General features: G+C 77.9%; 14 protein-coding genes. 11 read left to right on the top strand and 3 right to left on the bottom strand.

Features of this window, described 5'->3' with window-relative positions; all coding sequences use genetic code 11:
* Nucleotides 1-9 precede the first annotated feature (9 nt).
* Nucleotides 10-1,884, bottom strand: a complete 1,875-nt coding sequence (locus tag BLQ97_RS01560; protein WP_245691719.1) for a DEAD/DEAH box helicase — start codon at nucleotides 1,882-1,884, stop codon at nucleotides 10-12.
* Nucleotides 1,885-2,102: 218 nt separating this feature from the next.
* Here BLQ97_RS01560 and BLQ97_RS01555 point away from each other — a divergent pair, with 218 nt between their 5' ends.
* Entirely contained in the window at nucleotides 2,103-2,753 is a 651-nt protein-coding gene (locus BLQ97_RS01555) for a ferritin-like fold-containing protein (RefSeq protein ID WP_091362594.1), read from the top strand.
* A gap of 98 nt (nucleotides 2,754-2,851) precedes the next feature.
* Here the strand turns inward: BLQ97_RS01555 and BLQ97_RS01550 are convergent, their stop codons facing one another.
* Both BLQ97_RS01550 and BLQ97_RS01545 read right to left on the bottom strand, forming a co-directional pair.
* Nucleotides 2,852-3,091, bottom strand: a complete 240-nt coding sequence (locus BLQ97_RS01550) for a DUF3107 domain-containing protein (RefSeq protein WP_091362592.1) — start codon at nucleotides 3,089-3,091, stop codon at nucleotides 2,852-2,854.
* A gap of 96 nt (nucleotides 3,092-3,187) precedes the next feature.
* A complete protein-coding gene (locus BLQ97_RS01545) occupies nucleotides 3,188-3,841 on the bottom strand; it encodes a TetR/AcrR family transcriptional regulator (protein WP_091362590.1) in 654 nt (217 codons plus the stop codon).
* A gap of 70 nt (nucleotides 3,842-3,911) precedes the next feature.
* Between BLQ97_RS01545 and BLQ97_RS01540 the strand changes: the two genes are divergently transcribed.
* The 10 genes from BLQ97_RS01540 to BLQ97_RS01495 all read left to right on the top strand — a co-directional run bounded on the left by BLQ97_RS01540 (nucleotide 3,912) and on the right by BLQ97_RS01495 (nucleotide 18,330).
* A complete protein-coding gene (locus tag BLQ97_RS01540) occupies nucleotides 3,912-5,018 on the top strand; it encodes an alpha/beta fold hydrolase (RefSeq protein ID WP_245691718.1) in 1,107 nt (368 codons plus the stop codon).
* Nucleotides 5,019-5,123: 105 nt separating this feature from the next.
* Nucleotides 5,124-6,161, top strand: coding sequence for a DUF3152 domain-containing protein (locus BLQ97_RS01535; RefSeq protein WP_245691717.1), 1,038 nt, complete (start codon nucleotides 5,124-5,126; stop codon nucleotides 6,159-6,161).
* A gap of 110 nt (nucleotides 6,162-6,271) precedes the next feature.
* Nucleotides 6,272-7,183, top strand: a complete 912-nt coding sequence (locus tag BLQ97_RS01530; protein WP_091362588.1) for an ABC transporter ATP-binding protein — start codon at nucleotides 6,272-6,274, stop codon at nucleotides 7,181-7,183.
* A complete protein-coding gene (locus BLQ97_RS01525) occupies nucleotides 7,180-8,820 on the top strand; it encodes a hypothetical protein (RefSeq protein WP_091362586.1) in 1,641 nt (546 codons plus the stop codon). Before BLQ97_RS01530 ends, BLQ97_RS01525 begins: the two co-directional genes overlap by 4 nt.
* A gap of 81 nt (nucleotides 8,821-8,901) precedes the next feature.
* Complete coding sequence (gene moeZ / locus BLQ97_RS01520) at nucleotides 8,902-10,062, top strand: adenylyltransferase/sulfurtransferase MoeZ (RefSeq protein WP_091362584.1); 1,161 nt, start codon at nucleotides 8,902-8,904, stop codon at nucleotides 10,060-10,062.
* Between the two features lie 176 nt (nucleotides 10,063-10,238).
* Complete coding sequence (locus BLQ97_RS01515) at nucleotides 10,239-10,820, top strand: TIGR03086 family metal-binding protein (protein WP_091362582.1); 582 nt, start codon at nucleotides 10,239-10,241, stop codon at nucleotides 10,818-10,820.
* Nucleotides 10,813-11,109, top strand: coding sequence for an MGMT family protein (locus BLQ97_RS01510; protein ID WP_091362581.1), 297 nt, complete (start codon nucleotides 10,813-10,815; stop codon nucleotides 11,107-11,109). Before BLQ97_RS01515 ends, BLQ97_RS01510 begins: the two co-directional genes overlap by 8 nt.
* A 60-nt stretch (nucleotides 11,110-11,169) precedes the next feature.
* Nucleotides 11,170-11,706, top strand: coding sequence for a dihydrofolate reductase family protein (locus tag BLQ97_RS01505; protein ID WP_091362579.1), 537 nt, complete (start codon nucleotides 11,170-11,172; stop codon nucleotides 11,704-11,706).
* A 46-nt stretch (nucleotides 11,707-11,752) separates the two neighbouring features.
* Complete coding sequence (locus BLQ97_RS01500) at nucleotides 11,753-14,941, top strand: ATP-dependent helicase (protein WP_217637008.1); 3,189 nt, start codon at nucleotides 11,753-11,755, stop codon at nucleotides 14,939-14,941.
* Complete coding sequence (locus BLQ97_RS01495; protein WP_091362577.1) at nucleotides 14,938-18,330, top strand: ATP-dependent helicase; 3,393 nt, start codon at nucleotides 14,938-14,940, stop codon at nucleotides 18,328-18,330. Before BLQ97_RS01500 ends, BLQ97_RS01495 begins: the two co-directional genes overlap by 4 nt.
* Nucleotides 18,331-18,423 lie beyond the last annotated feature (93 nt).

Here is an 18,423-nt window from a genome sequence, read left to right as displayed (position 1 = left end):
CGCCCGGCGTCAGGCGGCGGACTCGGAGCCGTCGGAGCCGCTGCCGGCGCTGTCGTCGCCGCCGGCGCCCTCGGCGCCCTCGGTGCCGTTGCCGGTGCCGCGCTTGGCGCCCCCGCGGCGGCGGCGACGGCGGCGCGGCTTGCCGGGGGCGTCCTCGCCGGCGGCGGGGCCCTCGGCGGCCGGGGCCTCGGGAGCGTCCTGGGTGTCGGCGCCCTCGGCGGCCGCGGCCCCCTCGGCGGCCGCGCCGCCCCCGCGGGTGCGGCGGCGGCTGCGCGAGCGGGCGGGCCGCTCGGCGTCCCCGTGCGTCTCCTCGCGGCCCGGACCGCGGCCGGCGCCCTTCGACTTCTTGCCGGTCTCGCCGAGGTCCTCGATCGTCTCGGCGTCGAGACCCTCGCGGGTCCGCTGCGAGCGCGGCAGCCGGCCGCTGGCGCCCTCGGGCACGTCGAGGTCGGTGTGGACCCACGGCGAGGTGGAGTAGGTCTCCGGCGGGTCGGTGAAGTCCAGGTCCAGCGCCTTGTTGATCAGCTGCCACCGGGGGATGTCGTCCCAGTCGACCAGCGTGACGGCGACACCGGTGCTGCCGGCGCGGCCGGTGCGGCCGATCCGGTGCACGTAGGTCTTCTCGTCCTCGGGGCACTGGTAGTTGACGACGTGACTGACGCCGGTGACGTCGATGCCGCGGGCGGCGACGTCGGTGGCGACCAGGACGTCGACCTTGCCGCTGCGGAAGGCGCGCAGTGCCTGCTCGCGGGCGCCCTGGCCGAGGTCGCCGTGCACCGCGGCGGCCGCGAAGCCGCGCTCGACGAGCTCGTCGGCGACCTTCTGCGCGGTGCGCTTGGTGCGGCAGAAGACCATCGCCAGCGCGCGGCCGCGGGCCTGCAGGACCCGGGCGAGCAGCTCGGGCTTGTCCAGGTTGTGCGCCCGGTAGACGAACTGGGTGGTCTGCGGGACGGTCGAGCCCTCGTCGTTGCCGTGCGCGCGGATGTGCGTCGGCTGGGTCATGAACGACCGCGACAGGGTGACGATCGGGCCGGGCATGGTGGCCGAGAACAGCATCGTCTGCCGCTGCGCCGGGACCATGCCGAGGATCCGCTCGATGTCGGGCAGGAAGCCCAGGTCGAGCATCTCGTCGGCCTCGTCGAGGACGAGCACCTTGACCTTGCCCAGGATCAGGTGACCCTGCTCGGCCAGGTCGAGCAGCCGGCCGGGCGTGCCGACGACGATCTCGACGCCGCCCTGCAGCGCCTGCACCTGCGGCTCGTAGGCGCGGCCGCCGTAGATGGCCTGCACGCGGGTGCCACGCTTCTTCCCGGCGGTGGCCAGGTCGCGGGCGACCTGGACGCACAGCTCGCGGGTGGGCACGACGACCAGCGCCTGCGGGACGCCGTCACCGCCCTCGGCCGGCGGCACGACGCGCTGCAGCATGGGGACGCCGAAGCCGAGGGTCTTGCCGGTGCCGGTGCGGGCCTGCCCGATGAGGTCGTGGCCGGCCAGCGCCAGCGGGAGGGTGAGCTCCTGGATGGCGAAGGTGCGGGTGATGCCGGCGTCGGCCAGCGCCGCGACGACGTCGGGGTGGACGTCGAAGTCGCTGAACAGCGGCGCGGTCTCGGCGACGGGGGCGCCGCCGAGCTGCTCGACGGTCTGCTCGACCTGCTCGGGGGCCGGCGCGCCGGTCTCGGCGTGCTCGAGCTCGGGGGTGGTGGGGGTGTTCTCGGTGGAGGTCAGTGCTCTCGCCTCTGGTCTGCTGGGGGAGCGGCGGGCGGACGACGGCCTCGTCGTCCGGGCGCTCCGCGGTCGGGTGTCGCGGGAGTGCGTTCCAGCGCCGACGCGGCCAGCGGACCGGGGACCCCCGGGGACGCACCCGGTGTGCCGGTGAGGCTCCACGGGGCGTCGTGCGACGTTCGTCAGCGCACAGATACCAGCGTGCCTGGCGGCCCGCCTGTTCCCATGGTAGCGCGGGCGGCGCGGGGACCCGCTCGCCGCGCGCCGGGGCGCCGCACGGGCTCATCCTCCCGGGGCAGACGTGCGATCCTGCGCGGCAGGCGTGCGCAGCGCCGGTCCCGCGCCCCTGGCGCCCGCCCATCCCGCCCCGGAGGCACCTCGTGACCACGGTCGAGACCCGCGCCGTCGTCGACCTGCTCGGCGTGCTGGCCTACGCCGAGCTGACCGCGTTCGACCGGCTCGCCGAGGACGCCCGGCTGGCGCCCACCCTCGACGGCCGCGCCGCTCTCGCCCGGATGGCCGCCGCCGAGATCGGCCACCACGACCGGCTGGCCCGCCGGCTGGTCGAGCTCGGCGCCGAGCCGGCCGCGGTGATGGCGCCCTTCACCCGCGCCCTGGACGGCTTCCACGAGGGCACCCGCCCGCGCACGTGGCTGGAGGGCCTGGTCAAGGCCTACGTCGGCGACGGGCTGGCCGCCGACTTCTACCGCGAGATCGCCGGGTTCCTGCCCGAGCCGGACCGGTCGCTGATCCTCGAGGTGCTCGCCGACACCGGGCACGCCGACTTCGCCGTCCGGGAGGTGCGCGCCGCGATCGCCGCCCAGCCGACGCTGGCCGGCCGGCTGGCGCTGTGGGGCCGGCGGCTGGTGGGGGAGGCGATCTCCCAGTCGCAGGCGGTCATCGCCGAGCGCGACGAGCTGGCCCGGCTGATCCTCGCCGGCACCGGCGACCTCACCGGCATCGGCCGGCTGGTCGACCGCATCACCGCCGCGCACACCGAGCGGATGCGCACCCTCGGCCTCAACCCCTGAACACGCGTCAGGCGCCTCCTCCCGTGGGGGAGGAGGCGCCTGACGGGTGCTCGGTGTCGACGGCCCGGTCCCGGGGGTGCCGGGACCGACCGCTCGACTCAGGCGGAGCCGGCGACGAAGCCCACCCGGCGCTGGTCGGCCTGGGCGATCTCCACGTAGGCGATGCGGTCGACCGGGACGATGACGCGGCGGCCGCGCTCGTCCTCCAGGGTCAACAGCCCGTCCTTGGTGGCGCCGGACACGGCCTTGGCCACGTCGGCAGCGATCTCGTCAGGGGTCTTCGGGCTGTCGACGACCAGCTCCCGGGGGGAGTGCTGGACACCGATCTTGACTTCCACTCGGGATGCCTCCTCGGGTTGCACGGCTGCCGACCACGCTAGTCCAGCGCCGGGCGGGCGGCCCCGCCGCGGCGGTGCGCCGACAGCGAACGCCGCTCAGGCCCCGGCCGGCTCGCCCTCGACCCGGGGGAAGCGGGAGATGCCCCGCCAGGCCAGCGCGGACATCAGCGACACCGCGTCGTCGCGCGACACGGTGCCCTGCTCCGTGGCCTTCTGCGCCAGCCACCAGCGGGCGCTGGTCTCGGCCAGCCCGGTCATGCCGGAGGCGAGCAGGTGCGCCTGCTCCGGGGAGCTGCCGGTGTCGCCGGCGATCACCTCGGCGATGGCCTCGACGCACGCCCGGTTGCCGCGGTCGACCAGCGCTCGGACGTCGTCGTCGTTGCGCAGGTCGGACTCGAAGACCAGCCGGAACGCCCCGCCCTCGGCGTCGACGAAGTCGAAGTAGGCGCCCACCGCGCCGTGCACGCGGGTCCGGTTGTCCTCGGTGCCGGCCATCGCGTCGCGCACCCGGTCGGTGAGCTCGGTGACCTGCTGCTCCAGCAGCGCCAGGTACAGCTCCCGCTTGCCGGGGAAGTGCTGGTAGAGCACCGGCTTGCTGACGCCCGCGCGGTCGGCGATGTCGTCCATCGCGGCGGCGTGGAACCCCTGCGCGACGAAGACCTCCTGCGCGGCCTGGAGCAGCTGGAGGCGGCGGGCGCCCCGGGGCAGCCGCGAGGTGCGGCGGACGGGGACCGGGCGGGAGGTCTGCATGGCGCGGGGGATGTTACCGGCGAGTTCCCCCCGTGCACGTGCGGCGTCGGGCTGGCCTACCGTCGCCGTCGTGCCCGACGCCACCCGCAGGCGCACGCGCCGAGTCCCGGCGCCCCCCACCGTCGCGCCGTCGTCCACCGCCCGGCTCTCGTCGGCCCCGCTGCCGGCGACCGACCCCCCGCCCCCGCCGTGGCCGGGCGAGGAGGTGCCGGTGCCGGGCGGCACGGTCTTCGTGCGCAGCACCCCGTGGGCCGGCCGGCCCGGGGCGCCACGGGAGCGGGCGCTGTACGTGCACGGCCTCGGCGGGGCCTCGACCAACTGGACCGACCTCGCCGCGCTGCTCGCCGTGCGCTGCGAGGGCTGGGCGGTGGACCTGCCGGGCTTCGGGCGCTCCTCGCCGCCGCCGACCGGCTCCTACTCCGTCCGCGGGCACGTGCGCGCCGTCGTCGAGGTGCTCGAGCACGTGCGCGCGCAGCCGGGGGAGGCGCAGGGCCGCCCGGTGCACCTGCTCGGCAACAGCCTGGGCGGGCTGGTCACCCTCCTGGTCGCCGCGCGACGGCCCGACCTGGTGGCCTCGCTGACGCTGGTGTCGCCGGCCGTGCCGGTCTACCGCGTGCCGCAGGCCTTCGGTCGCGCGCTGCTGCTGGTCCTCCTGCCCGGCGTGCCGTCGCTGGCCGAGCGGCGGCTGGCTGGGGTCACCCCCGAGCAGTCGGTGCGCGGGATGCTGCAGGTCTGCTTCGGCGACCCGGCGCGGGTCCCGCGCGAGCGGGTCGACGCCGCGGTCGCGGAGATGCGCGAGCGGACCGAGCAGGCGTGGGCCAACCGGGCGCTGGTGCGCAGCATGCGCGGCCTGATCACCTCCTACCTGCGCGTGGGCCGGGCCAACGCCTGGCGGCTGGCCCGGTCGCTGCGGGTGCCGGTGCTGGTGGTGTGGGGCGACCGCGACCGCCTGGTCGACCCCCGGCTGGCGCCGCGCCTGGCCGCGGCCGTGCCGGACGCGCGGCTGCTGGTGCTCGAGGGCGTCGGCCACGTGGCGATGCTCGAGGCCCCGGAGCAGACCGCGCGTGCGGTCCTCGGCCTGCTGGAGGACGTCGCCGACGGCGCCCCCCACGGCGTCACGGCGGGCGCCGGGGACGACGCCGGGGCGGCCGGGCGGGACGAGCGCGCCGCGGGCTGACGCGACGCGCGTGGCGGGTCGGCGGGTCGCCGCGGCGAGCGTGAGAGCCTGACCCCGGACGCGCGGGCACGACCCGGCCACCCGACCCGGCGAGGAGGCGCACCCGTGGCAGCTCTCCCGCCCGGGGGCGACCGGGGCCCCGAGCGGGTGCGCGGCCTGCCTCGCGTGCCGCCCCCGCCGCCGCGCGCCCCGCGTCCGGCACGGGGCCCCGCGACCGGCCCCACGACCGGGGGGCACCGCCCGGCCGGGCCGCTGGTGGCCCGCCGCGACCCCCTCGCCGGCAGTGCGCTCGACGGGGCGCGCCGCCCGGCCACCGGCCCGCCGCCACGGCGCCGTCCGGCCGGGCGGGTGCGCCGGTTCGTCGCGCGGTACGGCTGGCGGGCCTACGCCATCCCGCTGCTCGCCGTCGCCACCGTGCTGGCGCTGGTCGACCTCGGGGTCTCCGGGCACGGGGGGCAGCCGGCGTCGGCGGAGGCCGGCAGCGAGCCCACGGACACCCCGCCGGCCACCGCCGAGCCCTCGGCGAGCACCCCGGAGGCGTCCCCGACCGCGCCGGCCGAGGGCGACGCCGGCCCGACGGACCTGCCCCCGGCGACGGCCGCCGCGACCTACGTCGAGCAGGGCGCCGGCAGCGTGTCGGTGGTCCCCGGCACCTCCGCCGTGTACGGCACCGGCCCGCTGCAGCGCTTCGTCGTCGAGGTGGAGGACGGCATCGGCGTCGACGGCGCGGCGTTCGCCGCCGCGGTCGAGGCGACCCTCGGCGACCCGCGCTCGTGGGGCAGCGGCGGCCGGATGTCCTTCCAGCGCGTGGACACCACCGAGGCCGGCGGCTACGAGTTCCGGGTCAGCCTGGTCAGCCCCGGGAGCATGGAGCGCTACTGCCCGGGCGTGGGCACCGGCGGCTACACCTCCTGCCGCTACGGCGAGCGCGCCGTCATCAACCTGGCCCGCTGGGCGACCGCCGTCCCGCACTACGACGGCGACGTCGCCACCTACCGCCAGTACGTGGTGAACCACGAGGTCGGGCACGCGTTGGGCAACGGCCACGAGGACTGTCCCGGGCCCGGCCTGCCCGCCCCGGTCATGCAGCAGCAGACGCTGGGCCTGGAGGGCTGCACGAGGAACGCGTGGCCGTTCCCGTGAAGGCGGCGCCCGAAGGTCTGCCCCCGGGCTGCCGGGAGGACTAGCCTCCGCGGCCGGTGCGCCGGGGGGCCGGTCGGCAGCCGGGTCCCGGCGTGGATCGGAGTGCACCGATGACCCTGCCCACCGGGCCCGCGGCGCTGCGCGCGGAGCACCTGAGCAAGCACTTCGGCCGCACCCGCGCCGTCGACGACCTCTGCCTGGAGGTCCCGCCGGGTGAGGTCTTCGGGTTCCTCGGCCCCAACGGCGCGGGCAAGTCGACCACCATCCGCACGGTGCTCGGGCTGCTGCGGCCCACGAGCGGGCGGGTCGAGGTCTTCGGCGACCCGGCCGGCGACGTCGAGCGGGCGCACCGGCACCTGGCGTACGTGCCGGCCGACGTCGCGCTGTGGCCCGGGCTCACCGGCCGCGAGTGCCTCGACCTGCTGGCCGGCGTGGGGCCGGGCACCGACCCCGCCTACCGCGACGAGCTCGTCGAGCGGTTCGCCCTGGACGTCGGCCGGCGGGCGCGGACCTACTCCACCGGCAACCGGCAGAAGGTCGCCCTGGTCGCCGCCTTCGCCACGCGGGCGCCGCTGCTGGTGCTCGACGAGCCGACCAGCGGCCTCGACCCCCTCATGGAGCGCGAGTTCCGCCGCTGCCTCGCCGAGGCCGCCGCCCGGGGGCAGACGGTGTTCCTCAGCTCGCACGCCCTCGCCGAGGTCGAGGCGGTGTGCACGCGGGTGGGCATCCTCCGCGCCGGCCGCCTGGTCGAGGTGGCGGGGCTGGCCGAGCTGCGCCGGCTGCGCCGCTCGGAGGTCACCGTCTCGCTGGTCCGGCCGGCGCCGGAGCTGGAGCGGCTGGAGGCGCTGCCCGGGGTGGCCGACGTCCGCTGGGCGACGCCGCTGGAGGTCACCCTCGCGCTGACCGGACCGCCCGGCCCGGTGCTGCGCGCCCTCGGCGCGGCCGACGTGGCCCGCCTCGACGTCCGGGAGCCCTCGCTCGAGGAGATCTTCCTCGACTACTACGGTCGGGACGCGGCGTGACCACCCGGACGCCGCCGCGGGTCGCCGGCACCGGGCGGCCGCCCGCACCGGCCCACCCGGGGACGGCGGTCCGGCGGGCCGTCGTGCGCCAGGTGCGCCGGGGGACGGTCGTCGTCGCGGTGCTCTGCGGCGGGCTGACCGCGTTCGTGGCGCAGGAGTACGAGCAGACCCTCAGCGGCGCGGTCGGCGTCGGCTCGCTCACCGCGCTGGCGGAGAACCCGGCGATCCGCACGCTGTTCGGCCCGCCACTCGCGCTCGACGACCCCGGCGGCTTCACCGTCTGGCGCACCGGCACCGTCGTGGCCGTGCTGGCCGGGGTGTGGGCCGCGCTCGCAGGCACGCGGGTGACCCGGGGCGAGGAGGAGGCCGGCCGGGCGGACCTGCTGCTCGCCGGCCGGGTCCGGCCGGTCACGCTCGTGCGCACCGCGCTGGCCGTCCTCCTCGGCGCGGGCGCGGGCGTGGGCCTCGCCGTCACCGCGGGCGTGTGGGCGGCGGGGACCGCGTGGGCCGGGGCGGTGCTCTTCGGCGTCCTCGTCGGCGGCACCGCGGTGGCCGGCGGCGCGCTCGGCGTGCTCACCGGCCAGCTGCTGACCGAGCGCCGGGCCGCGTCCGGGCTGGCCGTCGCCGTCCTGCTCACGGGGCTGCTGGCGCGGATGGTCGGCGACGGGGTGCCGGCGCTGGCGTGGCTGCAGTGGCTGAGCCCGTTCGGGCTGCTGGGCCGGGTCGCCCCCTACGCGCACGACCGCTGGGCGCCGCTGCTCGCCCTCGGCGTGCTGGCCGCGGTGCCGGCCGTCCTGGCCGTCGTGCTGGCCGGCACGCGCGACGTCGGCACCGGCCGGTGGCAGGGCCGGGACCGGGCGCGTCCCCCGAGCCGGCTGCTGCGCTCGCTGCCCGGGCTCGCGGTGCACCGGACCCGGCGGCCGGCGGCGACCTGGTCGCTGGGCGTGGCCGCCTACTTCCTGCTCATCGGGCTGCTGGCCACCGCGATGCTCGACTTCCTGCGCGACAACCCGGTCTTCGCGCAGATGGCGGCTGCCGTCGGCTTCGCCCGGCTGGCCTCCGTCGAGGGCTACGCCGCCTCGCTGTTCGGCCTGCTGGCGGTGCCCGTGGGCGCCTTCGCCGCCGCGCGGGTCGCCGCGCTGGCGGCGGACGAGGCGGCGTCCCGGCTCACGCTGCTGTACTCCCGGCCGGTCGGCCGGGTGCGGTGGGCCGGCTGGGAGGCCGCGGTGGCCGCCGCCGGCGCCGCCCTCGTCGCGGCCGCCGCGGGGGTGGCGACGTGGACCGGGGCGTCGTGGGTCGGGGCCGGCCTCGGGCTCGGCGGGGCACTCGGCGGCGCGCTGTCGGTGCTGCCCGTCGCGCTGCTGTGCCTGGGCGCCGCGCTGCTGGCCCTGGGCTGGGCACCGTCGGTGGTGCTGCCCGTCGGGGTCCTCCCCGGGGCCGGGGGCTTCCTGCTGCTGGTGCTCGCCGACAGCTTCGGCTGGCCCGCGTGGGTCCGCGGGCTCTCGCCATTCGCGCACCTGGCGGCGGTGCCCGCCGAACCCTGGGACGTGGCGGGGGCGGCCGGGATGGTCGTCGTCGCGCTCGCGCTGGCCGCCGCCGGGCTCGTCGGGTACGTCCGCAGGGACCTCCGCGGCTAGGGAATCCCGCGGCCTGGGACGCTGTTACCCGCACGAACGCCGGCCCCCGCGGGCCGCTGGTCGCGAACCGAGGAGTCACGCGTGTCCCTGCCACCCCTGGTGGAGCCCGCCGCCGACCTGTCGATCGACGAGGTCCGCCGCTACAGCCGCCACCTCATCATCCCCGACGTCGGGATGGACGGGCAGAAGCGGCTGAAGAACGCCAAGGTGCTCGCCGTCGGCGCCGGCGGCCTCGGCTCGCCGGTGCTCATGTACCTGGCCGCCGCCGGTGTCGGCACCCTCGGCATCGTCGAGTTCGACACCGTCGACGAGTCCAACCTGCAGCGCCAGATCATCCACGGCGCGTCCGACGTCGGCCGGTCCAAGGCCGAGAGCGCCCGGGACTCCATCCGGGAGATCAACCCGCTGGTCGACGTCCGGCTGCACGAGACGCGGCTGGACAGCGACAACGTGCTGGAGATCTTCGGCCAGTACGACCTGATCGTCGACGGCACCGACAACTTCGCCACGCGCTACCTGGTCAACGACGCGTGCGTGCTGCTCGGCAAGCCCTACGTCTGGGGCTCGATCTACCGCTTCGACGGCCAGGTGTCGGTGTTCTGGGACGAGCACGGGCCCAACTACCGCGACCTCTACCCGGTGCCCCCGCCGCCCGGCATGGTCCCGAGCTGCGCCGAGGGCGGCGTGCTCGGCGTGCTGTGCGCGACCGTCGGCGCCATCCAGGCCACCGAGGCGGTCAAGCTGATCACCGGCATCGGCGAGACGCTGCTCGGCCGGCTCATGGTCTACGACGCCCTGGAGATGACCTTCCGCACCATCACGGTGCGCAAGGACCCCGAGGGCGAGCCGATCACCGGGCTCATCGACTACGAGGCCTTCTGCGGCGTCGTGTCGGCCGAGGCCCAGGAGGCGGCCGCGGGCTCGACGATCACCGTCGACGAGCTCAAGGACATGATGGACGCCGGCAAGGACTTCGAGCTCATCGACGTCCGCGAGCCCAACGAGTACGAGATCGTGTCCATCCCCGGCGCGACGCTCATCCCCAAGGACGAGATCCTCTCCGGCCGGGCGCTGGCGCAGCTGCCGAACGACAAGCCGATCGTGCTGCACTGCAAGACCGGCGTCCGCTCGGCCGAGGTGCTCGCCGCGGTCAAGAACGCCGGCTTCTCCGACGCCGTCCACGTCCAGGGCGGCGTGACGGCGTGGGCGACGCGCATCGACAAGACGCTGCCCACCTACTAGGAGGACCTCGTCCCTCCCCACGACGCGCTCCGCGCGCCGCGGGCCCCTGGGACGAGGCCGTTCCAGTCCCTCGCCGCGCTCGGGCCGGGACCCTGGGAGGGGCCGCTCCAGCACGTTCCTGGGCCCGGTACCCGTCCGCGGGTGCCGGGCCCTCGGCGGCTGTGTTGACTGGGGAGGTGACCACCTCCGCCACCGAGCTGCTCGAGCTCTTCCAGCGTGCCCAGGCCGCCTTCACCGACCGCGTCGACGCCGTCGAGCCGGGGCAGTGGGACCTCGAGGCGCTGCCCGGCTGGACCGTCGCCGACCTGGTCGCCCACCTCGTGGGGGAGGCGCACTGGGTGCCCGGCCTGCTCGCCGGCGAGCCGCTCGACGACGTCGCCGCGCAGGTCCCCGCCGGCACCGACGCGCTCCTGGCCCCGGACCCGCTGACCGCGTGGGAGGCCGTGGCCGACGAGGCGCTGGCCGCCGTCGCGGCCGCCGGCGACCTCACCGGCACCGTGCACCTCTCCCGCGGCCCGACACCGGCGCGCGAGTACGTCGAGGAGCTCACCGCCGACCTCACCGTGCACTCCTGGGACCTCGCCCGCGCCACCGGCGGGGACGAGCGGCTCGACGCCGCGCTGGTGCGCGCCGCCGGGTCCCTCGCCGAGCGGCTGCCCGCGGACGGCGTCCCCGGCCTGTTCGACCCGCCGGTCGACGTCGCCGAGGGCGCGTCGCCGCAGGACCGGCTGCTGGCCCGCTTCGGCCGCCGTGCGTGAACCGGTCGACCCGGCCGACGTCGACGAGGCGGTGTTCGACGTCGTCGAGCGGATCCCGCCGGGCCGGGTGAGCACCTACGGCGCGGTCGGCCGGCTGGTCGGCGTCGGCCCGCGGCGGGTGGCCAGGGCGCTGTCGTCCGGCGGGGGAGCGGTGCCCTGGTACCGGGTGCTGCGCGCCGACGGCACCTGCGCCGAGCCGGTGCGGGTCCGGCAGCTGGCGCTGCTGTCCGCCGAGGGCGTGCCGGCGCGCGACGGCCGGGTGGACCTGTCCGCCGTCGGCTGGCCCTGAGGCGATGAGTCCCGGGGCCCGGGGCGGTCTGCCCCGTGTCCGCCCGACCGAGAGGGAACCGTGGCCACCCTGCTGTACTCCGCGACCGCGTCGCTGGACGGCTTCATCGCCGGCCCCGGCGGCGACATGTCCTGGCTGACGCCGCACCTGGCCGCGCCGAACCCGACCGCCGACCGGCTGCTGTCCCGGGTCGGCGCGCTGCTCGTCGGCGCCCGCACCTTCGGCGGCGACGACCCGAACCGTGGCACCGAGCAGGAGGGTGCCTTCGGCGGGCAGTGGTCGGGGCCGGTCGTGCTGCTCACCCACCGGCCGGCCGGGCGGACGGCGGACGGCGTCACCGCCACCGACGACCTGCACCACGCCGTCGACCTCGCCCGGGAGGCGGCCGGGGACGGGGTCGTCGACGTGCTGGGGGCCGACGTCGCCCGGCAGCTGCTCGACGCCCGGCTGCTCGACGAGGTGCTGCTGTTCTTCGCGCCGGTCCTGCTCGGGGACGGCGTCCGGGTGTTCGACCACCCGGGCGGCACGCAGGTGCTGCTCGACCGCGTCCCCGGGGAGACCGAGCACTGGTACCGGGTGAGGTACCCGCCGGCGTGACGAAGGGCTCCGCGGCGCTGTCGGCCGGTCGTGGTGTCATCGGAGGGTGGCAGTGCGGGGGGACGAGGCGGCGCCGGTCTACCGGCTCGTGCAGCCGGGGCCGGCGCCCGTGCGGCCACCCCGGCTCGACCCCACGCAGCAGGCCGTCGTCGAGCACCCCGGCGGCCCGCTGCTGGTGCTGGCCGGCCCCGGCACCGGCAAGACGACGACGATCGTCGAGGCCGTCGCCGCGCGCATCGACCGCGGCGCCGACCCCGAGCAGCTGCTGGTCCTGACCTTCAGCCGCCGAGCGGCCGCGGAGCTGCGCACGCGCATCACGGCCCGGGTGGCGCGCACCATCCGCGAGCCCCTGGCCCGCACCTTCCACTCCTACGCCTACGGCGTCCTGCGGCGGGCGGCGCTGCTGCGCGGCGAGGCCCCGCCCCGCCTGCTCACCGCCGCCGAGCAGGACGCGCTCGTCGCCGAGCTGCTCCGCGGCGACCTCGCCGGGGAGGGCGCGGTGCGGTGGCCGGCGTCGCTGCTGCCCGCGCTGGGCACCGCCGGTTTCCGCGGCGAGCTGCGCGACCTGCTGCTGCGCGCCACCGAGCGCGGCGTCGACCCGGAGCTGCTGGCCGCCTGGGGCCGGGAGACCGGCACCGAGGCGTGGGGGCACGTGGCGGCGTTCCAGGAGCAGTACGAGGCGGTCACCGCCTTCTCCACGGCCGGCGGCGGCGACGCCTCGGGCTACGACCCCGCCGAGCTGGTCCGCGCCGCGATCGCCGAGCTGGAGGACGACCCCGAGCTGCTGCGCCACGAGCGCGAGCGCGCCCGCTGGCTGTTCGTCGACGAGTACCAGGACACCGACCCCGCGCAGGTGGAGCTGCTCGAGCTGCTCGCCGGCGGCGGCGGGGACCTGGTCGTCGTCGGCGACCCCGACCAGTCGGTCTACGCCTTCCGCGGTGCCGAGCCGCGCGGCATCGTCGAGTTCCCCGAGCGGTTCCGCACCGTCGACGGCCGGCCCGCGCGGCGGCTCTCGCTCGGGGTGTGCCGCCGGTCGGGGCCCGGCCTGCTCGCGGTGAGCCGCCGGGTCGCCGAGGCGCTGCCCGGTCCCTGGGAGCACCGCCGGCTGCAGGCGGTGCCCGGGGCCGAGGAGGGCGCCGCGGAGGTGCACGTGTTCGGGTCGGCGGCGGTGGAGGCCGCCTACGTCGCCGACGTGCTGCGCCGCGCCCACCTGGTCGACGGCGTCCCGTGGTCGGGGATGGCCGTGGTGGTGCGCACCGCGCTCGCCATCGCCCCGCTGCGCCGCGCCCTGACCTCGGCCGGGGTGCCGGTCGAGGTGTCCGCCGACGACGTCCCGCTGGCCGCCCAGCCCGCCGTCGCGCCGTTCCTCGCCGCGCTCACCGCCCTGCTGCCGCACCCCGGCACCGAGCCCGGGGCGCTGACCCTCGACGAGCCCGGCGCGGAGGCGCTGCTGGCCTCGCCGCTGGGCGGCGCCACCGTCCTCGACCTGCGCCGGCTGCGGCGGGCGGTGCGCATCGCGCAGGCCGAGCGCGGCGTCGACGCCGACGAGCGCGGGGCGCCGCTGGCCACGGCGCTGGCCGACGAGCCGCTGCTCGAGGCGCTGCCCGAGCCGGTCGCCCGGCCGGCCCGGCGGGTGGCCGCCGTGCTCGCCGCCGGGCGGGTGGCGCTGGCGCGCGACGGGTCGGCCGAGGACGTGCTGTGGGCGATGTGGCAGCGCAGCGGGCTGGCGTCCCGGTGGGCCCGTGCCAGCGCGGCCGGCGGGGCCGCGGGGGCGGTGGCCGACCGCGACCTCGACGCCGTCGTCGCGCTGTTCGACGCCGCCGCCGGCTTCGTCGACCGGTTGCCGTCGGCCACCGTCGGCGCGTTCGTCGAGCACCTCTCGGCACAGGAGCTGCCCGGGCTCTCCGGGGCGGTCCGCGACGGCGCGCCGGAGGCGGTGCGGCTGCTCACCGCGCACGCGTCCAAGGGCCTGGAGTGGGACCTCGTCTGCGTGGCCGGCGTGCAGGAGGGGATCTGGCCGGACCTGCGCGACCGCGGGACGCTGCTGGGCAGCGAGCTCCTGGTGGAGCGGGTCGCCGGCATCGACGGCACCGTCGTCGACCGGCGCACCCAGATGCTGGCCGAGGAGCGGCGGCTGTTCTACGTCGCCTGCACCCGGGCCCGCCGCCGGCTGGTGGTCACCGCGGTGCAGGGCGCGCTCGACGGTCCCGACGCCGGGGCCACCGCCTCGCGGTTCCTCGACCTCGTCGTCCCCCCGCCCGACGAGGGGCGCCCGCTGACCCCGCTGCCGCGCTCGCTGCGGCTGCCCGCGCTCGTCGCCGAGCTGCGCCGGGCGGTCAGCGACCCGCAGACCGAGCCGGCCCGCCGCTCGGCGGCCGCCGCCGTGCTGCGCCGGCTGGCCGACGAGGGCGTCCCCGGCGCCGCGCCGGCCGACTGGTGGGGGCTGGCGCCGCTGTCCGACGACGCCCCGCTGGTGCCCGAGGACGACCCGGTGCGGGTGCGGCCCTCGGCGATCGAGACCTTCCAGCGCTGCCCGCTGCGCTGGGTGCTGGGGGCGGTCGGCGCGGAGGCCGCGCCCGACGCGACCCGCACGGTCGGCACCGCGGTGCACGCCGTCGCGCAGCAGGTGGCCGAGGGGCTGCCCCCGGCGCAGGCCCCGGCGGCGCTGGCCGCCGAGCTCGACGCGCTCGACCTGGGGCCGGGCTGGGCCGACCAGCGGCAGCGGGTGGCCGCCCGCGACATGCTCGACCGGTTCCTGCGCTGGCACGCCGCCAACCGCCGGGAGCTGGTCGCCGCCGAGGCCGACTTCGACGTCACCGTGGGGCGGGCCCGCATCCGCGGCCAGGTCGACCGGCTCGAGCGGGACGGGCAGGGCCGGCTGGTCGTCGTCGACCTCAAGACCGGCCGCACGCACGCCAGGGACGTCGAGACCCACGGGCAGCTGGCCGCCTACCAGGTGGCCGTGGCCGCCGGCGCGTTCGGCGAGCACGGCAGCGAGCCCGGTGGCGCGGCGCTGCTGCAGGTCGGCACCGGCTCGAAGGCCAAGGAGCAGGCGCAGGACCCGCTGCCCGACGGGGTGCCGGCGGGGGAGACCTGGGCCGGGGAGCTGGTCGCCGAGGTCGGCGAGGGCATGGGCGCGGCCACCTTCGAGGTGCGCAGCGGCAGCCACTGCCAGCGCTGCCCGGCCCGGCGCAGCTGCCCGCTGAGCGAGCGCGGCCGGCAGGTCACCGCGTGACCCGACGGACGCCGGCGCCCCCGGAGGAGCAGCTCTCCTTCGACGACGACGACGCGCTGTTCGGGGCGGCCCCCGAGCCGGAGCGCCCGCGGCGGCTGCTCACCCCGGCCGAGGTCGCCCGGCGGTGCGGGCTGGCCCACGCGCCCTCCGACGAGCAGGCCGGGGTGGTCTCCGCGCCGGCCGACCGGCCGCTGGTCGTCGTCGCCGGGGCCGGCTCGGGCAAGACCGAGACGATGGCCGCCCGCGTCTGCTGGCTGGTGGCCAACGAGCTGGTGGCCCCCGACGCGATCCTCGGGCTGACCTTCACCCGCAAGGCCGCCGGCGAGCTCAACGAGCGCATCCGCATCCGGCTCGCCGCGCTGGCCCGCCACCCGGAGACCGACCCGCAGCTGCGCGAGCGGCTGGCCGTGGCGGTGCCGACGGTGTCGACCTACCACGGCTACGCCGCGTCGCTGGTCAGCGAGCACGGCCTGCGCATCGGCGTCGAGCCCGGCGCCGGGGTGCTCGGCCCGGCGATGTGCTGGGGGCAGGCGGCGGCGGTCGTGTCGGGCTGGACCGGCGACATGGACGACGTCCCGCTCACCCCGCTGACCACCGTCGAGGACGTCCTCGCGCTGGCCGGTGAGCTGGGCGAGCACGACATCGCCCCAGAGCGGCTGCGGGAGTGGACCGCGCAGCTGGAGGCGCGGATCGCCGGCTACCCCGACGCCCCGCGCAAGCGCGGCCCGTACGCCCCGGTGCTGGAGATGCTGGCCCGGCAGCGCGCCCGGGTGGCGCTGCTGCCGCTGGTGGCGGCGTTCGAGGCGCGCAAGCGGGCCGCCGGGGCCATCGACCACTCCGACCAGGTGGCGCTGGCCGCGAAGGTCGCCGTCACCGCGCCCGAGGTGGGCCGCCGCGAGCGCGCCCGCTGGCAGGTCGTGCTGCTCGACGAGTACCAGGACACCAGCGTGGGGCAGCTGCGGATGCTGGAGGCGCTGTTCGGCCGCGCCAGCGGGCACGCCGTGCTCGCCGTCGGCGACCCGCGGCAGTCGATCTACGGCTGGCGCGGCGCCTCGGCCGGCACCATCGAGCGCTTCGCCCGCACCTTCCCCGGCGTCCGCGGCCGCGAGGCCCGCCGGCTGACCCTCGCCACGAGCTGGCGCAACGACGCCGCGGTGCTCCGGGTGGCCAACGCCGTCGCGGGCCTGCTGCCGGCGCCCGACGTGCCGCTGCCCGACCTGACGCCCGCGCCGACCGCCGGGCGCGGGCTGGTCACCGCCGGCCTGTACGCGACGGTGGCCGAGGAGACCGAGGCGCTGGCCGACCGGCTGGCCGCCTGCTGGCGCGGCGAGGACCCGGCGCTGCCGCCGCGCCCCGACGGGCGCCCACCCACCACCGCGGTGCTGGTCCGCACCCGCCGCCAGCTGCCCGGCATCGCCGCGGCCCTGCGCGCCCGCGGGCTGCCGGTGACCGTCGTCGGGCTGGGCGGGCTGCTGGAGGTGCCCGAGGTCTCCGACGTCGTCGCCACGCTCACCGTGCTGGTCGACCCGGCGGCGGGCGACGCGCTGGGCCGGCTGCTCACCGGCGCCCGGTGGCGGATCGGTCCCCGCGACCTCGCCGCGCTGGAGTCCCGCGCCCGGGCGCTGGTGCGCTCGCGCCGGTCCGCCCGCGAGGACGACGACGACCCGGCGGCCCGCCCGTCCGAGCGCGGCAGCATCGTGGAGGCGCTCGACGACCTCGGCGACCCGTCGGCGTACTCGACCGTGGCGTACCGGCGGCTGCGGCAGCTGGCCGCGGAGCTGGCGCAGCTGCGCGGCCGGCTGGGCGACGCGCTGCCCGACCTCGTCGACGAGGTCGCCCGCACGCTGGGCCTGGAGACCGAGCTGGCCAGCGCGCCCGGGGTCAGCCCGGGTGCCGCGCGGGCGCACCTCGATGCGCTGCACGCCGTCGCCGCGGAGTTCACCGAGCTCGCCGAGCTGCCCTCCCTGCCGGCGTTCCTCGGCTACCTGCGCGACGCCGAGGAGCGCGAGCGCGGGCTGGAGCCGGGAGAGGTGGCGGTCGACCCGGAGTCGATCCAGCTGCTCACCGGCCACTCGGCCAAGGGCCTGGAGTGGGACGTCGTCGCGGTGCCCGGCATGACCGCCGACCAGTTCCCCGCGCGCACCGACACCGCCGACTCGTGGGTGAAGGACCCGGGTGCCGTGCCGGTCGACCTGCGCACCACCGACCGTGCCGAGCTGCCGCAGCTGCGCCTGCCGGTGCCCGGCTCCGGCGACCAGGCGGCGGTGCGGGCCGCGCTGGAGGACTACGTCGAGGAGTGGAAGGGCTTCGGCGAGGGCGAGGAGATCCGGCTGGGCTACGTCGCGGTGACCCGCGCCAAGCACCTGCTGGTCTGCTCGGGCAGCTGGTGGCGGGAGGGCGTGCGGCCCAACGGGCCCTCGGTGCTGCTCGACACCGTCCGCCGGGCGTGCACCGCCGGCGCCGGCACCGTCGTCGCCTGGGCCGAGCGGCCGGAGGAGGGCGCGACCAACCCGGCGCTGGAGGAGTGGCCGGTGGGGGTGTGGCCGGCCGACCCGCTGTCCGCGCCGCGGCGCCGGGCGCTCGCCGCCGCCGCCGAGCTGGTGGCGGGGTCCGCGGCGCACCCGCTGGACCCCGACGCCGCCCTCGGCACCGCCGACCCGGTGGTCGAGCAGTGGGTGCGCGACGCCGACCTGCTGCTGCGCGAGCGCCGGCGGACCGCCCGGCCGTCGGTCGAGGTGCCGCTGCCCAGCCACCTGTCGGTGTCGGAGCTGGTGGCGCTGCGCCGCGACCCGGCCGGGCTGGCCCGCCGGCTGCGCCGGCCGATGCCGTCGGCGCCGGCGCCGCTGGCCCGCCGCGGCACCGCCTTCCACGCCTGGCTGGAGGAGCGCTTCGGCGCCTCCCGGCTGCTCGACCTCGACGAGCTGCCCGGTTCCGGCGACGAGGGCGCCGCGCCCGACAGCGCGCTGTCGGCCCTGCAGGAGGCGTTCCTCGCGAGCGGGTGGGCCGACCGGCAGCCGGTCGAGGTGGAGGTGCCCTTCGAGACGCCGCTGGGCCCGCTGACGCTGCGCGGCCGCATCGACGCCGTCTTCGGTGACGCCGAGGGCGGCTTCGAGGTGGTCGACTGGAAGACCGGCGCGCCGCCGTCGGGAGCCGAGCTGGCCGCCGCCGCGGTGCAGCTGGCCGCCTACCGGCTGGGCTGGTCGCGGCTGGCCGGCGTCCCGGTCGAGCGGGTGAGCGCCGGCTTCCACCACGTCGCCGCCGGCGTCACCGTGCGGCCGGTCGACCTGCTCGACGAGGCCGGCCTGCTCGCGCTGGTCACCGGCGAGGACCTGCCCGAGGAGCCCCCGGACGACGAGCTGCCCCCGCCGCCGGACGACGAGCTCGGCTGACGCCGCCGGTCCGCCCCGACCCAGCCCGGACCTCGCCCCGTGGTGCCCGACCTCGCGCTGCACCGCGAGGTCGGGCACCGCGGGGTGCGGCCG

Origin of the sequence: Geodermatophilus telluris (assembly GCF_900102745.1) — a bacterium.
GTDB lineage: Bacteria > Actinomycetota > Actinomycetes > Mycobacteriales > Geodermatophilaceae > Geodermatophilus > Geodermatophilus telluris.
This window is presented reverse-complemented; position numbering and strand designations above follow the sequence as displayed.

Excerpts from the sequence above, each read along its gene's own strand:
- BLQ97_RS01545 (WP_091362590.1), bottom strand. The coding sequence starts at position 3,841 with ATGCAGACCTCCCGCCCGGTCCCCGTCCGCCGCACCTCGCGGCTGCCC.
- BLQ97_RS01530 (WP_091362588.1), top strand. The coding sequence starts at position 6,272 with ATGACCCTGCCCACCGGGCCCGCGGCGCTGCGCGCGGAGCACCTGAGC.